The sequence below is a fragment of the Amycolatopsis vancoresmycina genome, from assembly GCF_000716785.1.
In the GTDB taxonomy this organism is placed as follows: Bacteria; Actinomycetota; Actinomycetes; order Mycobacteriales; family Pseudonocardiaceae; genus Amycolatopsis; species Amycolatopsis vancoresmycina.
The window spans coordinates 50,866-68,702 of record NZ_JNYY01000019.1 but is presented as its reverse complement, the minus strand read 5'-3'; the positions used below and the strand labels follow the sequence as shown (position 1 = coordinate 68,702).

The window sequence follows — 17,837 nt, the reverse complement described above, 5'->3', positions numbered from 1 at the left end:
TAACAATATCTGCGACGAAGTAGTTGCCGCCCGCCGGTTCGACTTGAGCCGCGTCCGTCCGGACCTAGACTCTCCGCATGGGTGCCCGACCCCGCCGAAGCACCGGCAATCTGCCGGCGGAGCTGACCAGCTTCGTCGGACGGCGGCAGGAGCTCGGGGAGGCCAAGCGGCTGCTGTCGGCGGCCCGGCTCGTCACCCTGACCGGCGCCGGGGGTGTCGGCAAGACGCGGCTGGCCCTGCGGGTCGCGGCCGACGTGCGCCGGGCCTTCCCGGACGGCGTGTGGCTGGTCGAGCTGGCCGACCTGGGCGATCCCCGCCTGGTACCGAACGCCGTGGCGACGGCGTTCGGCCTGCGCGGCACCAGCGACCAGGCGGCCGGGCTCGCCGAACACCTCGAAAACCGGCAGCTGCTGCTGGTGCTGGACAACTGCGAACACGTCGCGGACGAGTGCGCGACCCTGGTAGCGAAACTGCTCGCGGGCGCCGGCGGCCTCCGGGTGCTGGCCACCAGCCGGCACACGCTGCACGTCGAGGGCGAGCACATCCTGCACGTCGAGCCGCTGCCCGTCCCGGCCGCGGACACCGGCGCCGGCCCGGCCGAGGCGGTGACGCTGTTCGCCGAACGCGCGGCCGCCGTCGCGCCCGGGTTCGCCCTCACCCCCGGCAACCGGGCGGCGGTGAACCGGATCTGCCGCCGGCTCGAAGGCATCCCGCTGGCCATCGAACTGGCCGCGGTCCGCGTCCGCGTGCTGTCGGTCGACCAGGTCCTCGAGCGGCTCGACGACCGGCTCGGCCTGCTCACCTCCGCACCGCAGGGCGCCCGGCCCCGCCGCCGGACCCTGGAAGCGGCGATCGGCTGGAGCTTCGAGCTCTGCACGCGCGCGGAACAGCGGTTGTGGGCGCAGGCGTCGGTGTTCCCCGGCGGCTTCGACCTCGACGCCGCCGAGCACGTCTGCGCGCCCGCCGAAGCCGGCACGCTGGACGTCGTCACGGGGCTGGTGGACAAGTCCGTCCTCAGCCGCCGCAACGGCACCTTCGGGCGGCACGCCTGGTACCGCATGCTGGAGACCGTCCGCGAGTACGGCAGCGCCAGGCTCGCCGAAGCAGGCGACGAGGCCGAAGTGCGGGCCCGGCAGGCCGGGTACTACGCGGACCTCGCGCGCCGCTACCGGGCCGAGGGATTCGGCCCCGAGCAGACCGAATGGGTCGGCCGGCTCCGGCGCGAACACACCAACCTCCGTGCCGTGCTCGAACACTGCCTCGCCGACCCCGGACGGGCGGCCCAGGCGCTGGACATCGCGGCGTCGCTGTGGAACTTCTGGTACGGCGGCGGCCTCGTCCCGGAGGGCTGCGCTCACCTGCGGCGCGGCCTCGAACTGTGCGGCGAGCGCACGCTGGTCCGGGCCCGCGGGCTGTACGCGATGGCGTTCCTCGCGATCCAGACCGGGGCGCCGCACGCCGAGCTACTGGCGGAGCTGGACGAACTCGCCGAGGAGCTCGGCGACGCACGGCTCCGGGCAGGCCACGCGGAATGTGCGGGCATGGCCACGTTCTTCGCCGGCGACCTGGCGGGCGGCGCCGCACTGCTGGAACGGGCGCTGGCCGGGTACCGCACGGCCGGGGACGCGTTGCTGGTGTTCGACACGCTGGTCCTGCTCGCCGCCGCGCGGTTCTTCCTCGGCGACTCGCGCGGCGCGGCCGCCGCCGAAGAGGCGCTCGCCCTGGCCGACCGGCACGGGGCACAGTGGTCACGCGGCTATGCGTTGTGGGCCGTCGCGATCCACCGGTGGCGGGCGGGCGAGCCCGCCGCGGCGGCGGACCTGCTGCGCGAGGCGATCGCACTGCGGTTGCCGGACCGCACGCTGCTCGCGTTCCTCGTCGAGGCGCTCGCGTGGTGCCACTCCGCGCAAGGGGCGCACGACCGGGTGGCCCGGCTGCTCGGGGGCGCCGCCTCGGCCTGGCGGCTCAGCGGCGCGCGCGTCGGCGAGACGAATCCCTACCAGGGTGTCGACGAGCAGTGCGCGGCCCTGGCCCGCAAGGCGCTCGGGGACGAGGCGTTCGACGCGGCCTTCGCCGAAGCGGCCGCCTCCGGCCTCGACGAGATCGTCCGGGGTGCGCTGGGCGAGCGGCCGCCCGCGGCACCGGCGGCCGGAGCGGCCCCGCCCGGCGGGCTGACCCGGCGGCAGCGGGAGATCGCCGAGCTGGTGGCGCGCGGGATGAGCAACAAGGACATCGCGGCCGCGCTCGTCCTCAGCGGACGGACCGTGGAGGGGCACGTCGAGAACATCCTGGTGCGGCTCGGCCTCACCTCCCGCACCCAGGTGGCTTCGTGGCTGGCGGGCCAGTCCGGGCGACCCGCGTAGCGATCCGGGTAGTTTCCCCGGTCCGCTCCGGTCCCGTTCGGACGATCCTCTTCCCCGCGACCAGCCACCACCCGGAGGAGGACGAGTGTCCATCGACTCGGCACCGCAGACCTGCCCCCGGTGCCGGCGCCCGACCGTCCTCATGTCCCACCCGTGGGGCCGCCAATGGGTGCACATCGGCACTTGGCGGCCACAATGCGGCAATCCTCCTTGGACGGTCCATTCGGCACCGAACCGGACCCGCTAGGGCACTTCGGACCAGCCGGCACGCGGCGCCCCCCTCGCGTGGCCCGGCAGAGCGTGGCGGGGCCGCGCCGCCCCCTCCCCCCAAGACGGCGCGGCCCCCCACGCTCGATCCCGCCTCAGCCGGTGCGGTGGCGCCGGATCAGCTGCCGGGTGATGACGGTGCGCTGGATCTCGTTGGTGCCTTCGCCGACGATCATCAGCGGCGCGTCCCGGAAGTAGCGTTCGACGTCGAACTCGGTGGAGTAGCCGTAGCCGCCGTGGATCCGGACCGCGTTCAGGGCGACCTCCATCGCCGTCTCGGAGGCGAACAGCTTCGCCATCCCGGCTTCGAGGTCGGCACGCTCGCCGGAGTCGTAGCGGCGGGCGGCGTGGTGGACGAGCTGGCGCGCCGCCTCCAGCTTGGTGGCCATGTCGGCGAGGTGGTTGCCGACCGACTGGTGCTGCCAGATCGGCTTGCCGAACGTCTCGCGTTCCTGGGCGTACCGCAGGGAATCCTCGAGCGCGGCCCGGCCGACGCCGAGCGCGCGGGCGGCCACCTGGATCCGGCCGAGCTCCAGCCCGCGCATCATCTGTGCGAACCCGCGGCCGGCTTCGCCGCCCAGCAGCGCGGTCGACGGCACCCGGAAGTCCGCAAAGGACAGTTCACAGCTCTCCACGCCCTTGTACCCCAGCTTCGGCAGGTCGCGGGAAACCGTGAAGCCGGGGCCGTGCTCGACGAGCAGGATGCTGATGCCCGCGTGCGCGGGTTCGGCGTGCGGGTCGGTTTTGCACAGCAGGGCGACCAGTTGCGACCGCCGGGCGTTGGTGATCCAGGTCTTCGCGCCGTCGACCACATAGGACTCGCCGTCGCGGCGGGCGGTGGTGCGCAGGGCCTGCAGGTCGGAGCCGCCGCCGGGTTCGGTCAAGGCCATCGTCGCGCGGACCTCGCCGGTGGCCATCCGGGGCAGGTAGCGCGCCTGCTGCTCGGGGGTCCCGTGCCCGGCGAGCAGTTCGGCGACGACGGTGTGCCCGCCCATCGCCCCGGCGAGGCTCATCCAGCCGCGCGCGAGTTCCTCGGTGACCTCGGCGTAGCACCGCGCCGAGACCGGCGTCCCACCCCACGCCTCGGGGACGGCGAGCCCGAAGACGCCGAGCGCCTTCATCCGCTCGATGAGCGCTTCGGGGTAGGTGTCGGCGTGCTCCAGCTCCCGCGCCACCGGCCGGACGTCGCGGTCCACGAAGTCCCGCACGACCGCGACGATCCCGGCCTCTTCCTCGGTCAGCTCCATGCGCTGTCCTTCCGCTCGGCTCGCCCCCATCATGGCGGTCCCGCTGCGCGAGGTGGGTTCGTGACGGCTTCCGGCGGCCGGGGCAGCTACCGCCGCGCGGGCGCCCGCTGCCCTGCGCACCTGGCGCGGTGCGGGGTGCCGGGTGGGGTGTCCGGCGTCGGCGGCGCCGGGCTGCGGCCGCGGCACCTGCTCTGCGGCCCCGGCGGGCTCGCGCGCTGAGCCACCCCCGCAGAAATTACCAAAGGTAAGTTCTGCTCCCTTCTTGACTTTACCAATGGTCAAGAGGAAGGTACTGGCCACCTGATTCGTCTAGACCAATCGGCGCTCCCCGCGGACGGCATTCCCAGGAGGCGACCCATGTCCCGCTCAACCCGCACCACGACAGCAGTCCTGACGAGCGTCGCGACCGTGGCCGCGACCGCCCTGCTCCTCTCCGGCGGGGCCGCCGCCAGCCCGGCGGCCGCGGCGGCCGACTGCGGCGTGCTGTTCGACGACTTCCACTACGCCTCGCCCACCGACCCCGCGTTCGGCGGGGCCGGCTGGACCACGCGCAACGACGTCGGCAGCCCCGGTGTGCCCGGCGCGCGGTGGCTGACCGGCAATGTCAGCTTCCCGTCCGTGGGCGGCGAGCGCGTCGCCCAGCTGACCGCCACCACCGACGGCAGCGCGGCGGGCACGACGCACGCCGAGCTCTACCAGAACCAGCTGCGGTTCCTCGACGGCACGTACGCCAGCCGGGTCCGCTTCACCGACGCGCCGGACAGCGGCCCCGACGGCGACCACGTCAACGAAACCTACTTCACGATCTCCCCGCTGCGGTACGACCGCGACCCGCTCTACAGCGAGCTCGACTTCTCCGAGTACCTGCCCAACGGCGGCTGGGGCGGCCCGCAGGCCGACTACCAGACCAGCTGGTACACCTACTGGAACAACCCGACCTGGGACGGCCTGCGCACGTCCACCGCGCAGAACCGCAGCTTCGCCGGCTGGCACGACATCGTCACGCAGGTGTCGGGCGGGCACGTGAAGTACTACATCGATGGCGTCCTGACGGCCGACCACACGACCGACGCGCAGGGCGACCCGGTGTACCCGCGCACGCCGATGTCCATCAACTACAACATGTGGTTCATCGACACCGCCGGCCACACGAGCGGGAACAGCGTCTACACCGAACAGGTCGACTGGACGTACTACGCGGGCAACCAGGTCGTTTCGCCGGCCGACGCGGTCGCGAAGGCCGGGCAGTACCGCAGCGCCGGAACGTCCCATGTGGACACCGTCAGCGGCTGCACCACCCCGCCGCCGGCCACCACGCCCACGACGACGCCGACCACGCCCACCACCCCGACCACCCCGTCCCAGCCCGCCGACTGCTCGACGGCGCCGGAATGGGACTGGGGCACGGTGTACCTCGAAGGCCAGCGGGCGAAGCACAACGCCCACCTCTGGCAGGCGAACTGGTGGACCCAGGGTTCCGAGCCGGGCCTCACCGCCCAGTGGCGCGACCTCGGCCACTGCTGACCCACCGGTCGTGAGTGGTAAGGCGCGTTCTAACGCGCCTTACCACTCACGAGCCCCCGCACCGCACCCACCTCACGCCTCCGGGAATCCCCATGCGCAGACGCATCCTCGCCGCCGCACTGGCCGTCGCCGCCGTGACCGCCGCCGCCTGCGGTACCGACACCCCCGCTCCCGCCGCCGGTGGCGGTGGCACGCTGACCGTCTGGCTGATGAACGGCGACCTCAGCGACAAGGCCACCGCCGCCGTCAACGCCGCCTTCGAGAAGGCCACCGGCGCCAAGGTCACCGTGCAGATCCAGGAATGGGACAACATCAACACGAAGATCAGCACCGCGCTGGCCCAGGACAACACGCCCGACGTCATCGAAATCGGCAACACCGACGTCCCGCTGTTCGCCGCCAACGGCGCGCTGACCGACCTCAACCCGCACCGCGACACCCTCGCCGCCGGGCAGACCTGGCTGCCCGGCCTCGCCGGACCGGCCACTGTGGACGGACATCTGTACGCCGCGCCGCTGTTCGCCGGGAACCGGGCGGTGATCTACGACAAGCAGGTCTGGGCCGACGCCGGCGTCACCGCCCCGCCGAAGACCCTGGCCGAGCTCACCGCCGCCCTGGACAAGATCAAGACCAAGCACCCCGCGCCCGACTACTCGGCCTTCCACTTCCCCGGCCGGTACTGGTTCGGTGCGCTGCAGTTCGTCTGGGACGCCGGCGGGCAGCTGGCCGTGCAGCGGGACGGCAAGTGGGCCGGCGCGCTCGAAAGCCCGGAGGCGCTGAAGGGCCTGCAGGCGTGGAAGGACTTCCAGAACGCCTACTCCTCCCCCGCGTCCCGCAACGTCGACACGAAGGCCCCGGACCAGGCCGCGATCTTCTCCTCCGGCGGCGCCGCGACCATCCTCGACACGAGCGTCAACACCGTGCTCAAGAACAAGCCCGAGCTGAAGGACCGGCTCGGCACCTTCCCGTTCCCGAGCGCCACGCCCGGGAAGACGCAGCCGGTGTTCCTCGGCGGCTCGGACCTCGCCGTCGCCGCCAAGAGCCGCCACCAGGACCTGGCGCTGGCCTACCTCAAGGCGGCGACCGACCCGGCCGTGCAGCGGGACGCCGTCTCCGGCATCGACGGCTGGACCCCGATCTCCACCGAGCTGATCGACCGGATCACGCCCACCCTGCCGCCGCTCAACGCGGCCTTCGCGACCGCGGCGAAGACCAGCGTCGCCACCCCGGCCGCCCCCGGCTGGGCGACCATCGAGAGCGACAAGTCGATCAACACGTTCTTCGCCGACATCGCCACCGGACGCCGGCCGGTGGCCGACGCGGCCCGGGAGTTCGACGCCCACCTCACCGAGGCGCTGGGCGCCCGCTGACCGGCGGGGTGGCCCGGCCGACCGCCGTCCCTGCCGGGTCACCCCGCCCCTGTTCCGCGAAGGAGTCCCTGTGCTGCTGGAAAAAGCGCGCACCCGGGAAAGAACGCGACGCCCTTCCCTGCTGCCCTACGGCCTGCTCCTGCCCGCCGCCGCGCTGCTCGGGCTCGTGCTCGGCTACCCGCTCGTCCGGCTGGTGGTCATCTCGCTGCAGGAGTACGGCCTGCGGTCGCTGTTCACCGGCAAGACGGGCTTCGCCGGCCTGGACAACTACACCGCCGTGCTCGCCGACCCCCAGCTGCTCCCGGTCCTCGCGCGCAGCGTCGGGTTCTGCGCCGCGCTGGTGACCGGGACGCTGGTGATCGGGTTGGCCGTCGCCCTCCTGCTGCAGCGCCTCGGCCGCGGGATGCGCACGGCGGTGACGCTGTGCCTGATCGCGGCCTGGGCGCTGCCGAACGTGGCGTCCACTTTGGTCTGGCAGTGGCTCTTCCAGCCCGGCTACGGCGTGGTCAACTGGCTGCTCACGCAGCTCGGCTTCGGGGACCTCACCCAGCACGACTGGACGACGACCCCGGCGTCGGCGTTCACCCTCGTCTGGCTGCTCGTCGTGTGGCAGTCGGTCCCGTTCGTCGCGCTCACCCTGCACGCCGGCCTGACGCAGATCCCGCGGTCCTACTACGAAGCCGCGGCGCTGGACGGCGCCGGGCCGTGGCGGGTGCACCGCACCATCACCTTCCCCTTCCTGCAGCCGATCCTCGGCCTGGTCACCATCCTCTCGGTCATCTGGGACTTCACCGTGTTCAACCAGATCTGGATCCTCACCCAGGGCGGCCCCGGCGGCGGCACGACGACACTGGGCATCTGGACGTTCACCCGCGCCTTCAGCCGCAACGACTTCGGCCAGGGCGCGGCGATCGCCGTCGTCTCGGTCGCGCTGCTCGTCGGCTTGACCGCGGTGTACGTGCGCCGGCTCGCGCGCTCCGGGGAGAACCTGTGATCCGGCGGATCGGCCGCAACGCGACCGCGGCGGTCTTCTGTCTCGTGTGGATCTTCCCGGTCTACTGGATGGTGCTCACGGCGTTCAAGCCCGCGGGCCGGATCCTGCAGCCCACGCCGGAGTTCCTGCCGGTCGACGTCACGCTCGGCAACTTCGCCGGCGCGCTCGCGAAGCCCGGGTTCGTCCAGGACCTCCTCAACAGCGTCGTGGTCGTGGTCGCGGTAGTCGTCCTGTCCATCGTGGTCGCCTTCCTCGCGGCGACGGCGTTGACGCGGTTCCGGTTCTTCGGGCGCCGCGGTTTCCTGATCGGCGTGCTGGTGCTGCAGATGGTGCCGGTGCCCGCGCTGGTCATCCCGCTGTTCCTGAGCTTGAAGAGCGCGCACCTGCTGGACACGCTCTTCGGGCTGGTCCTGACCTACGTGGCGCTCGTGCTGCCGTTCACGATCTGGACGCTGCGGGGCTTCCTGCACGGCATCCCGGTCGAACTGGAGGAAGCGGCGATGGTCGACGGCGCGACGCGCGGGCGCGTGATGCGCTCGGTCCTGCTGCCCCTGGTGCTGCCCGGGCTGATCGCGACCAGCGTGTTCGCCTTCATCACGGCGTGGAACGACTTCCTGTTCGCCTACGTGATCATGAAGGACAGCTCGGGGTACACCCTGCCGGTCTGGCTGGTCTCGTTCAGCACCAGCACGGGCACCGACTACGGCGGCCTGATCGCCGCGTCGACGCTGTTCGCGCTGCCCGTCGTCGTCTTCTTCGCGCTCGTGCAGCGCCACCTGGTCGAAGGCATGACCGCGGGCGCGGTGAAGGGCTGATGCTCATCCCCTTCCCCGCGCGGCTGACCCGCCGCGCCGGTTCCTGCGTGCCCACCGGGATCCTGGCGGGCCCCGGCACCCGGGGCCCGGCCCGGCTGCTCGCCGCCTACACCGGCCTGCCCTTGGTCCACAATGGACCGAGCATCCGGCTGGCGCTTAGACCGGGATTCGGGCCGGAGGAGTACACCCTCGAGGTCACGCCCGGGCACGCGCTGCTGACCGCGTCCACGGAAGCGGGCCTGCTCGCCGGCGTGCAGACGGTCCGCCAGCTGTCCCCGCGGCTGCCGTGCCTGACGATCCGCGACGCGCCCCGGCTGCCGTGGCGCGGGGTGCTGCTCGACGTCGCCCGCCACTTCATGCCGCTGGAGTTCCTCCGCGAGTTCGTCGACCTGCTCGCCCTGCACAAGTACAACGTGCTCCACCTGCACCTGACCGACGACCAGGGCTGGCGGATCGAGATCGACGGGTGGCCGCGGCTGACCGGGATCGGGGCCTGGCGGGCCGAATCGATGGTCGGGCCGGCGGGCAGCGGCGTCTTCGACGGCGTGCCCCACGGCGGTTTCTACACCCGGCGGGAACTGCGGGACCTGGTCGCCTTCGCCGCCGAGCGCGGCGTGCGGATCGTGCCGGAGATCGACCTGCCCGGGCACGTCCGGGCCGCGCTGGCCGCCTACCCGTCGCTGGGCAACCGGCCCTCGGTGCCGCAGCCGGTGTGGACGGAGTGGGGCATCAGCCCGGACATCCTCGGCGTCCACGACGGCGTCTTCGCCTTCTGCCGGGACGTGCTCACCCAGGTCGCCGAGGTGTTCCCGGCGCCGTACCTGCACATCGGCGGCGACGAATGCCCGACGACGCAGTGGGAAACCAGCACGGCCGCGCAGGCCACCGCCGCCCGCCTCGGGGTGGCCCCCGCCGAACTCCACCCGTGGTTCCTCGGCCGGCTGCACGACATCGTCGCGGGACTGGGCCGGCAGGCGGTGTGCTGGGACGAGACCGGCCACGCCGCGGGACGGCTGCCCGCGGAGCTGGTCGTCACCGCGTGGCGCGACGCCGCCCACGGCGCGCTCGCCGTCGCCCGCGGCCACCGGGTCGTGATGGCGCCGCACACCTCGACGTACTTCGACTACCGGCAGAGCGAGGAGCCGGGCGAACCGCCACGCGAGCCCGTGACGACGCTCGCGGACGTCTACCGCTTCGATCCACTGGCCGGCGGGCTGCCGGTCAGCGACGGGACCGGGCCCGGGGTGCTCGGCACGCAGGCCCAGCTGTGGACCGAGCACGCGCCGACCCCCGACCACGTGCGGCACCTGGCCTTCCCGCGGCTGTGCGCGCTGGCCGAGCGGGCGTGGTCGCCGCCGGGCCGCGGTTATGCTGACTTCCACCGGCGCCTGACCGGCCACCTCGGCCGGCTGCGAGCGCTGGGTGCCCTGCCGAAGGAGCGCGTCCGGTTCGCCGGCGCGGTCCCCGTGTCCGAGAAGACGATGCCTTGACCGCTGGAACCTCCGGGGCTTCGCCCCCGGCCGGGGGCTCCGCCACCCGGAACCCCCGAAACGAAAGGGACGAACCGGCGGACCGGCCGCCCACCGCCAAGCGCGACCGCGTCCGGCGGCACCTGCTGAAGGTGATCGAAAACGCCGGCCCCGGCACCGGGCTGGCCTCGGAACGGGACCTGGCCGCCGAACTGGGCGTCTCCCGCCCGACCGTCCGGGCGGCCATCGACGAGCTGACCCGCACCGGGCTGCTCGTGCGCCAGCGCGGCCGGGGCACGTTCACCAGCCCGCACAAGGTCACCCAGGAACTGGCGACCGGGCTGGCGGTGCCGCCCGCGGAAGGCCACTGGACCAGCCGGGTGGTCGCGTTCGCGGTGTCACCCGCCCCGCGGTCGCTGGCCGCCGAACTGGACCTCGAGCCGGACGCGCCGGTGCTGCGCGTCACCCGGGTCCGGGACGTCGACGACGAACCGATCGCGATCGAAAACCTGGCGCTGCCCGCCGTCCTCGTCCCCGGCCTGCAGCCGGGCGACCTCGAGACGGGCAACTTCTACCGGCTGCTGCGGGAACGGTTCGGGATCGCCGTGCAGGACGCGGTGCAGACGATCGAACCCGCGGTCACCAACCCGGACCAGGCCGAGCTCCTCGAAATCGCCGTGTACGCCCCGATCCTGCACATCGAACGGCTCACCCGGGACACGACGGGCCGGATCGTCGAACTGACCCGGTCGGTCTACCGCGGCGACCGCTACCGCATCACCTCGAACCTCCGCTTCGACGCCGAATCCGGTTAGTTCCCGGTAAATAAATCTTCACCGAGGGCCGGAAACGCGGGTTCTTAGCCTCCCCTCGTTACCCGAACGAGTGAGGCGAGACCGGCATCCGGGTGACGCCTACCGGAAAACCCCGTCGTCACGGCACGTGCCCAGCCCGGTGAAACACCATCGAATTGCGCTGTTCGCATCGCCTTTTCGGCGCCCGGGTGAGAACTCTTCAACCACGTCGGCCACGCGGCATAGGATTTTCCTTCGGCCGGGAAATCGTTTCCCGCGCATTCCCGAGAATCGAGGACCGACCATGCGAAGACGCATGCTGGGGACAGTCCTGCCCCTGGTGCTCACGGTGGCCGCCGCCGTCCCGCTGCCCGCGGCCGCCGACCCCGCCCCGGTGTCCGCGCTGACGAAGTCCGTGCAGGGCGCCGGTTCCCACGGCGCCACCGCGAACTGGGTGATCGGCTACGACGACCACGCCACCACGACCGGCGCCGCCACCATCACCGACGCCGTCGGGGCGGGCCAGGCCTACCAGCCCGGTTCGCTGCACGCGCCACCCGGCTGGACACCGGAGTGGTCCACCGACGGCAGCACGTTCACCGGCACCGAACCGGCGTCCGGCGTGACCGCGGTCCGCGCGACGAACCCGGCCGCCGGCCCGGACTCGACGCAGCTCTCCGGCGCCCTCACCCCGCCCGTGCAGGCGGTCACCACCGCCACCGGCGGCGACGGCTTCTCGCCGATCCTGTACCGCACCCCGGGCGGCGCGCTGCAGGGCTGGAACATCTACCACCACCTGGGGGCCACCTCGCCGAAGGTGGTCTGCACCGACCTCGCCACCGGCGCGCGGTGCCCGGGCGGCCCGTGGCCGAAGGTGCTCAACACCGCGCCCGGCCCGCTCGGCACCCTGGGGGCCGGGGACATCGCCAGCACCATGGTCTCGCAGTACGTCCGCGACCCCGGCACGCCCGGGAAGGTCTACTACCCCGCCGTCACGGCGGCGTCCGTCGGCGTGGCCTGCCTCGACATGGCCGCCGCGGCCAACTGCGGGTACTGGCCGCTGGCCGCCACCGGCGGGTCGCCGCCGGTGACCAGCATCACCGGGTTCGCGGAAACCGGCGGCAACCTCTACGGCCTGGTCAGCAGCGGCGCGGTGACCTGCTGGACCATCACGACGCAGAGCGCCTGCGGCGGCCAGCCGTTCGCGCCGATCGTGCCGGCCGCCAACCAGCCGTACGTCTACGGCTCGGTGACCCCGGTGGCGGGCAAGGTGTTCGCGTCGACCTCGAACCCGGGCGTCGCGCAGCAGCCGTCGCTGGGCTGCTTCGACCCGGCGACGGCCACCGCGTGCGCCGGCTGGGCCGCTTCGCGGCCGACGGGACCGGCGGGCAACTACAACTACAACGCCTACACGGCGTTCGGCACGACCGGTGCCCCGGTGGGCGCGTGCGCGTCGACGACCGGCGGCACCAACGTCACCACGTGCTACGCCCTCGACGGCTCGGCCCTGCCCGCCCCGCCGGGCGCGGCCGCGCTGCCGAACGGGACGTACGTCTTCGACCCGGAGGTCGTCACCGATCCGGGCGGTCACCTGCGCAGCTACCTCCCGGTCTGGAACGGCGGGATCGCGGGGGCGGCCGTGTGCCACGACTGGACGACGGGCGCGCCGTGCGCGGGACTGCCCGCACGGATCACCCACCCGTCGGTGAACGGCGGCGCCACGCGGGACTACGGCTACGCGTACGACCCGCCGTCGGGCTGCCTGATCGGCCTGGGCGACGCCGGCATCCTGTTCTCGATGGACCCGGCCACCGGCGCGACGCCGTGCGTCCGCTCCGGCGGGCAGGTGACCCTGCGTCCGGGTGACTTCTACTGCGACGGAGGCTCACACGTCCAGGGCTACACGTCGGCCCGGCTGACGGGCGTCGACCCGGCGAACGTCGACTTCGCCGCGTCCCGCGTGACGGTGGTCGACCAGGACGGGGCCGTGGTGCCGACCCCGGGCTTCGCCCCGGACGGCTCGGTCGACCTGACCGGCGTGCCGGTGGCGGCGCACCCGTCGATCACGGTGACGACAACGCTGGTCCTGCACTCCGGAACCGGCTTCAGCGGCTCGCTGGTGGTCGATTTCACGGGCGACGCCCCGCAGCTGTGCTTCCGCACGACGATCTCGGCGGACTGCACGGTGACCTCGGTGGCGAACACGGCGACGGGCACGGACTCGACGGGTTCGTTCAGTTCCAACACGGTGACGCTCCCGGTGGCGCCGGGCGCGTCGTGCACGCCGAAGGTGACCGTGGAGAAGGAGATCTGCACGGCGATCCACCCGGCCGACTGCGGCCCGGGCGGTGCCGGTCCGTGGGCGAAACAGGCCCCGGTGGGCCTGCTCGGGGTGCTCGCGGCCTCGGCGTACTGGCGGATCACGGTGACGAACCAGGGTCCGGTGGGCATCACGTCGGCGCAGGTGGTGGACACGGTGGAGCCGTCGTGCCAGACAGGCCCGTTCACGCTGCAGGCGGGCGAGACGAAACAGGTGTACTGCGCGACGTACGCCCTGTTGAACCTGTTCCCGATCACCAACAAGGCGAAGGTGAGTTACGTGCCGGTGAACGTCCCGCCGGGCACCCCTCCGTCCACAACGGACTGGTCGGCGGCGAAGGCGTGTTCGTTGCTGTGCAGCCTGTGAGGAGGTGAAGTGACGGCCCGCGGGGGTGCTCCCCGCGGGCCGTTTCACACCGCGACGACGTCTTCCGCGGTGGCCTTCGGCGAAACCGCCGGGGCCAGCAGCACCGCGCACAGCGGGACCGCCATCGCGATCGCCGCCACCACGAACACCGGGAACAGGAAGGAAAACACCTCCACCCCGGCCGGGTCCTGGGCGTTCATGTCCATGTTCATCCGGACCGCCGCCATGCCCGTGTAGTGCATGCCCGTCACCGCCGCGCCCATCACGAACCCCGCCAGCAGCCGCAACGACAGCCGGTCCAGGAAGACCGCGAACCACAGCGCCGCCGTCGCCGCCACCACCGCGATCACCACCGACAGCGCCACCAGGCCGCCGTCGTAGCCGAAGTCGCCCTTCACCCTCAGCGCCGACATTCCCGTGTAGTGCATGACGTTCACCGCCAGGCCGGTGACCACGCCGCCGAGCGCGAGGCGCCACCAGCCGAACTTCGCGCGGCCGCCGACCACCAGCAGCCCCGCGAACACCGCCGACACCGACAGGACCGCCGACAGCACCGTGCGGAAGATGTCGTAGCGGACCGGCATGCCCGGGGTGCTGAAGCCGAGCATCGCGACGAAGTGCATCAGCCAGATGCCGACGCCGCCGATCGAGACCGCCGCCAGCACCAGCCACCGCAGGCGGTGGCGGGCGTCGGCCGCGTACCGGGCCTGCACCGCGCACGCCAGGCCGAGCGCGCAGCCGACCACCGACGTCAGGTACGCCAGCACGAGCAGCCAGTGCCCCAGCGCGAAGTGTTCCATGTCGAGTCCTTCCCGGGGCTACAGGTCGCGCAGCCCGTGCAGCACGCGTTCCATCAGGTCGTGGCGCTCGTCCCAGGTGGCGGTGTCCGACAGCGTGTCGCGGACGATCACCAGGGTGTCCTCCATCAGGTCCGCCACGAGCACGCGGACCACCCCGAGCGGCAGCGCCAGCAGCGCGGCGATCTCCATCAGCGACCGCGGCCGGAGGCACAGCTCGAGGATCTCCGCCTGCGCGCTCGACGTCAGGTAGCCGGCTTCGGCCCGGCCCGCCGCCGTGGTCTCGACCAGCGCTTCGACGGCGATCTCGACCGCCGGCGCCGTCCGGCCTTCGGTCCACGCGTAGGGGCGGGCCAGTGCCGCGCTGCGGCGCGGCTCGCCCCCCGGCGCGTCGTCGATCACCGGTGGTCCTGGGCCACCGGTATCTCGCGCGCGGGCACGTCGACCTTCTGCCCCACCCGCTCGACCAGCATCGTCATCTCGTAGCCGACCAGCCCGATGTCGCAGCCGGTCGAGGCGAGCACGACGAGGTTCGAGCCGTCGCCGACGCTCATCAGCAGCAGGAACCCCTGCTCCATTTCGATCACCGACTGCACCACCCGCCCGGCGGTGAACAGCTCGGCGGTACCCAGCGACAGGCTGGACAGCCCGGCCGCGATGGCCGCGAGCTGGTCGGCGCGCTCGCGGGGCAGGGTGTCGTCGGCGGCCACGAGCAGGCCGTCGGCGGAGACCAGCACGGCGTGCGCGATCCCCGACACGTCCTGGACGAACCCGTTGACCAGCCAGTTCAGCGTCGCCGTCCGTTCGGGCGGCACGGCGGAACCGGGCACGGCCAGTGTCCCGCCGAGCGACCGGGCCGGCGCCTCGGAGCGGCGGGCGTGCAGTTCCGTCATCGCGGATCCCCTTCGTCCTTTCCGGATTCCCCGGCGCGGGCGGCGGTTTCCCGCCGGGCCGCGCGCATGCCCTGGTAGTGGCGGGAGAGACTGCTGCGCACGGCGGCGGCATCGCGGAACGGCGCCCCACCGGCCTGTTCCCGCACGCGCGGGACGACCGCACCGGGCGCGAGCTGCGCCCCGGGCCGCCGGGTGGGCAGCCCGGCCTCGGTGAGCCGCTGCGCGGCGGCGGGCCGGAGAGCGCTTTCGGCGGCTTGCCGCGTGCGGTCGGCGGGGGTGTCCCAGCTGCCGACGACGGTGGTTTCGGCTTGAACCGGCGGTGCGGCGGCGAGCTCGGCCTGACCCGGCCTTTCGGCGGAGGGCTCGGCCTCGGCGGCTCGGTGTGGTGGAGGGGTTTCGGCGAGGCCGGGCCAGCTCACGGGATCGGCGGGCGCCGCAGTTTCTGCTGTGTCCGCCGGGACTGCCCAGTGGGTGCCGGAAGTCTCGCCCACCGGCTCGATGCGCGTGACCTGGCCGGCGGGCTCGGACTCGGGCTCGGGCTCGGGCTCGGGCGGCCACTCCACCGGCGTCCCAACCTTCGGCGCCGCCCCGTTCCGCCGGGCCACCGGCTTGGCCGACGGCTCGGTGAACCAGCTCGTCACCACCTGCTCGAAGATCGGCGTCGACGCCTGCGCCGGGACCTCCGGCGTCCGCGTGTGGCCGTTGCGCGCCGCCGGGCGGCCTGCGCCGATCGGGCGGGCCAGGTCCGCCAGCACCAGCGCTCCCGGGACGTGGACGCTCGCCGTCACCCCCGCGTGGCGGGCCGCCGTTCCGGTTGCGCGCAGGCGGACCGTCACCCCGTGCAGGGCCGCGAGCCTGCCCACCACGAACAGTCCCATCCGGCGGGTCGTCTCCGGGCCCACCGTGCCGGCCGCCGCCAGCCGGTCGTTCACCGTCGTCAGCTCCTGCGGCGTCATGCCAAGGCCCTGGTCGACCACCTCGATCAGCAGGCCGCCGTCCGCGCCGCGGTCGGCCGTCAGGGCCACCTTGTGCTCCGGCGGGGAGAACCGCGTCGCGTTCTCCAGCAGCTCCGCGAGGATGTGCACCACGTCCGCCGCCGCCTCCGGCTGGACCGAGCCGCGGGGCGCGTTGCCCAGCGCCACCCGCCGGTAGTCCTTGACCTCCGACGTCGCCGCACGCAGCAGGTCGCGCGCCGGGACCGGTTCGCGGCCGTGGCGGACCGGGCGGCCGCCCGCCAGGACGTGCAGGTTCTCGCCGTTGCGGCGCAGGCGGGTCGCGATGTGGTCGATGCGGAACAGCTCGTCCAGCCGCCGCGGGTTCTGCTCCCCCGCCTCCAGGTCCTCGATGATCGACAGCTGCTGCTCGACCAGCGACTGGCTGCGCCGCGACAGCGTCATGAACATCTCGCTGACCTGCTTGCGCAGCTCGGCCTGCTCGACGGCGAGCCGGACCGCCTGGCGGTGCATGTCGTCGAACGCGCGGGCCAGCTGCCCGATCTCCTCCTCCGTCCGGATCCCGGAGTCCGGCACCGCGCGCCAGTCGACGTCGTGGCCCTCCCGGACCTGCTTGACGGTCTCCGGGAGCTGCTCGTTCGCCGCGCGCAGGGCGGCCGCGCGCAGCCGGCGCACCGGCGTGACCAGCGACCGCACCACCAGCAGCGCGATCGCGAGCGCGCCGAGCAGCGCCCCGAGGACCAGCGCCGTGTCGCGCAGCGAGTCCGACCTCGCGTCGTCGGCCGCCGCCGCCACGTTCGCCGCCAGCTGCGCCGCGACGTCGTCCAGCACGCCGGTGACCCCGGCGGCCTCGGCGGTGATCGAGGGCAGCAGCGACGCGAGCGGGCGGCCGCCGCCCGGTTCCTGCAGGGCGTCGAGCCTGCGGTCGGCGGCGCCGGTCGCGGCGGTGAACTTCGCCAGCCGGGCGCCGCTCAGCTGGTGCTCGACCTGCTCGGCGAGGACCTCCTGCTCGGCGGCGGTCCGGATGACGGCCGGGCGCAGCGAAGCGTCGTCGGGGCTGGTCTGCGCGGCCCGCCGGTAGGTCTCTTCGGTGGCCAGTTCGCCACGCAGGTGCACCAGCAGCCGGGTGGTCTCCGCGCTGCCGTCGCCCGCCGGGACGATCGCGGGCACGAGGTCGCCCAGTGTGCTGATGATGTCGTTGTAGCCGGCGGCTTTCGTGCGGACGTCGCCGCCGCCGGCGCCGGCCGCGCGGATCCCGGCGAGCTTGCCCAGCGCGGTGTTGAGCGCCCGGCCGGTGTCGGCGGGCAGCGGCGCGAAACCGGCGTCGCGCTGGATCGCGGCCACCTTCGCGTCGACCGCCGCGGTCAGCGTGTCCGGCGCACCCGCCGGGACCGCGACCGCGGCGACCATCTCCTGGCCCAGCGACGCGGTCAGGTCGATCGTGTCGTGCAGCACCGGCAGCCGGTCGCGGGCCGCGCTGAGCGCCGTCGCCCGGTCGAGTTCGCCCTGGATCCGGATTTCCGCGAGCGCCACCGCGACCAGGACCGGCAGCAGCAGGACGACGCTGATCCTGGTGCGGACGCTCCAGTGCGCCGGCCACCACGCGGCGTCCGCCGGACGGCGGGGCGTGGATCTGCTTTCGTGCATGGCGGAATCGCTCGATTC

The 17,837-nt window shown here is 73.2% G+C and carries 14 protein-coding genes; 9 read left to right on the top strand and 5 right to left on the bottom strand.

Annotated elements, in window-relative coordinates; all coding sequences use genetic code 11:
• Nucleotides 1-77: 77 nt before the first annotated feature.
• The gene (locus tag OO60_RS35305; protein WP_004558680.1) at nt 78-2,363 is read left to right on the top strand and encodes an ATP-binding protein; all 2,286 of its coding nucleotides are present in this window, start codon (nt 78-80) and stop codon (nt 2,361-2,363) included.
• 362 nt (nt 2,364-2,725) lie between these two features.
• Here OO60_RS35305 and OO60_RS35300 read toward each other — a convergent pair whose 3' ends face one another.
• Nucleotides 2,726-3,877 (bottom strand): acyl-CoA dehydrogenase family protein, encoded by a 1,152-nt coding sequence (locus tag OO60_RS35300; protein WP_004558679.1) that lies wholly within the window; start codon nt 3,875-3,877, stop codon nt 2,726-2,728.
• A 60-nt stretch (nt 3,878-3,937) separates the two neighbouring features.
• Here OO60_RS35300 and OO60_RS46725 point away from each other — a divergent pair, with 60 nt between their 5' ends.
• The 8 genes from OO60_RS46725 (at nt 3,938) to OO60_RS35265 (ending at nt 13,529) form a co-directional block, all read left to right on the top strand.
• Nucleotides 3,938-4,096 (top strand): hypothetical protein, encoded by a 159-nt coding sequence (locus tag OO60_RS46725; RefSeq protein ID WP_156081344.1) that lies wholly within the window; start codon nt 3,938-3,940, stop codon nt 4,094-4,096.
• Between the two features lie 138 nt (nt 4,097-4,234).
• Nucleotides 4,235-5,401 (top strand): glycosyl hydrolase, encoded by a 1,167-nt coding sequence (locus OO60_RS35295; protein WP_033262989.1) that lies wholly within the window; start codon nt 4,235-4,237, stop codon nt 5,399-5,401.
• Nucleotides 5,402-5,493: 92 nt separating this feature from the next.
• On the top strand, nt 5,494-6,771 hold the full coding sequence (locus OO60_RS35290; RefSeq protein WP_004561915.1) for an extracellular solute-binding protein: 1,278 nt from the start codon (nt 5,494-5,496) through the stop codon (nt 6,769-6,771).
• Nucleotides 6,772-6,841: 70 nt separating this feature from the next.
• The gene (locus OO60_RS35285; RefSeq protein ID WP_004561914.1) at nt 6,842-7,765 is read left to right on the top strand and encodes a carbohydrate ABC transporter permease; all 924 of its coding nucleotides are present in this window, start codon (nt 6,842-6,844) and stop codon (nt 7,763-7,765) included.
• Nucleotides 7,762-8,580: a carbohydrate ABC transporter permease gene (locus OO60_RS35280; RefSeq protein WP_004561913.1), complete on the top strand. Its 819-nt coding sequence runs from the start codon at nt 7,762-7,764 to the stop codon at nt 8,578-8,580. Before OO60_RS35285 ends, OO60_RS35280 begins: the two co-directional genes overlap by 4 nt.
• On the top strand, nt 8,580-10,070 hold the full coding sequence (locus OO60_RS35275) for a beta-N-acetylhexosaminidase (RefSeq protein WP_004561912.1): 1,491 nt from the start codon (nt 8,580-8,582) through the stop codon (nt 10,068-10,070). Before OO60_RS35280 ends, OO60_RS35275 begins: the two co-directional genes overlap by 1 nt.
• Nucleotides 10,067-10,864, top strand: a complete 798-nt coding sequence (locus OO60_RS35270) for a GntR family transcriptional regulator (RefSeq protein ID WP_004561911.1) — start codon at nt 10,067-10,069, stop codon at nt 10,862-10,864. Before OO60_RS35275 ends, OO60_RS35270 begins: the two co-directional genes overlap by 4 nt.
• A gap of 283 nt (nt 10,865-11,147) precedes the next feature.
• Complete coding sequence (locus OO60_RS35265) at nt 11,148-13,529, top strand: DUF7617 domain-containing protein (protein WP_033262988.1); 2,382 nt, start codon at nt 11,148-11,150, stop codon at nt 13,527-13,529.
• A gap of 44 nt (nt 13,530-13,573) precedes the next feature.
• Here the strand turns inward: OO60_RS35265 and OO60_RS35260 are convergent, their stop codons facing one another.
• Genes OO60_RS35260 through OO60_RS35245 form a run of 4 tightly spaced genes read right to left on the bottom strand, consistent with a single transcriptional unit; the run spans nt 13,574 to nt 17,819 of the window.
• Complete coding sequence (locus OO60_RS35260; RefSeq protein WP_004561909.1) at nt 13,574-14,329, bottom strand: MHYT domain-containing protein; 756 nt, start codon at nt 14,327-14,329, stop codon at nt 13,574-13,576.
• 18 nt (nt 14,330-14,347) lie between these two features.
• Nucleotides 14,348-14,728: a DUF742 domain-containing protein gene (locus OO60_RS35255; protein ID WP_004561908.1), complete on the bottom strand. Its 381-nt coding sequence runs from the start codon at nt 14,726-14,728 to the stop codon at nt 14,348-14,350.
• Nucleotides 14,725-15,219 carry a roadblock/LC7 domain-containing protein gene (locus OO60_RS35250; RefSeq protein ID WP_004561907.1) on the bottom strand — a complete coding sequence of 165 codons (495 nt, stop codon included), beginning with the start codon at nt 15,217-15,219 and terminating at the stop codon, nt 14,725-14,727. The genes OO60_RS35255 and OO60_RS35250 overlap by 4 nt, the downstream gene beginning before the upstream one ends.
• Nucleotides 15,216-17,819: a sensor histidine kinase gene (locus OO60_RS35245; protein ID WP_033262987.1), complete on the bottom strand. Its 2,604-nt coding sequence runs from the start codon at nt 17,817-17,819 to the stop codon at nt 15,216-15,218. Before OO60_RS35245 ends, OO60_RS35250 begins: the two co-directional genes overlap by 4 nt.
• Nucleotides 17,820-17,837: the final 18 nt, after the last annotated feature.

What these genes read in the sequence shown, in the direction of transcription:
- OO60_RS35305 (WP_004558680.1), top strand. Translation starts at nt 78, where the DNA reads ATGGGTGCCCGACCCCGCCGAAGCACCGGCAATCTGCCGGCGGAGCTG.
- OO60_RS35300 (WP_004558679.1), bottom strand. Translation starts at nt 3,877, where the DNA reads ATGGAGCTGACCGAGGAAGAGGCCGGGATCGTCGCGGTCGTGCGGGAC.
- OO60_RS35295 (WP_033262989.1), top strand. Translation starts at nt 4,235, where the DNA reads ATGTCCCGCTCAACCCGCACCACGACAGCAGTCCTGACGAGCGTCGCG.
- OO60_RS35290 (WP_004561915.1), top strand. Translation starts at nt 5,494, where the DNA reads ATGCGCAGACGCATCCTCGCCGCCGCACTGGCCGTCGCCGCCGTGACC.
- OO60_RS35275 (WP_004561912.1), top strand. Translation starts at nt 8,580, where the DNA reads ATGCTCATCCCCTTCCCCGCGCGGCTGACCCGCCGCGCCGGTTCCTGC.
- OO60_RS35265 (WP_033262988.1), top strand. Translation starts at nt 11,148, where the DNA reads ATGCGAAGACGCATGCTGGGGACAGTCCTGCCCCTGGTGCTCACGGTG.
- OO60_RS35260 (WP_004561909.1), bottom strand. Translation starts at nt 14,329, where the DNA reads ATGGAACACTTCGCGCTGGGGCACTGGCTGCTCGTGCTGGCGTACCTG.
- OO60_RS35250 (WP_004561907.1), bottom strand. Translation starts at nt 15,219, where the DNA reads ATGACGGAACTGCACGCCCGCCGCTCCGAGGCGCCGGCCCGGTCGCTC.
- OO60_RS35245 (WP_033262987.1), bottom strand. Translation starts at nt 17,819, where the DNA reads ATGCACGAAAGCAGATCCACGCCCCGCCGTCCGGCGGACGCCGCGTGG.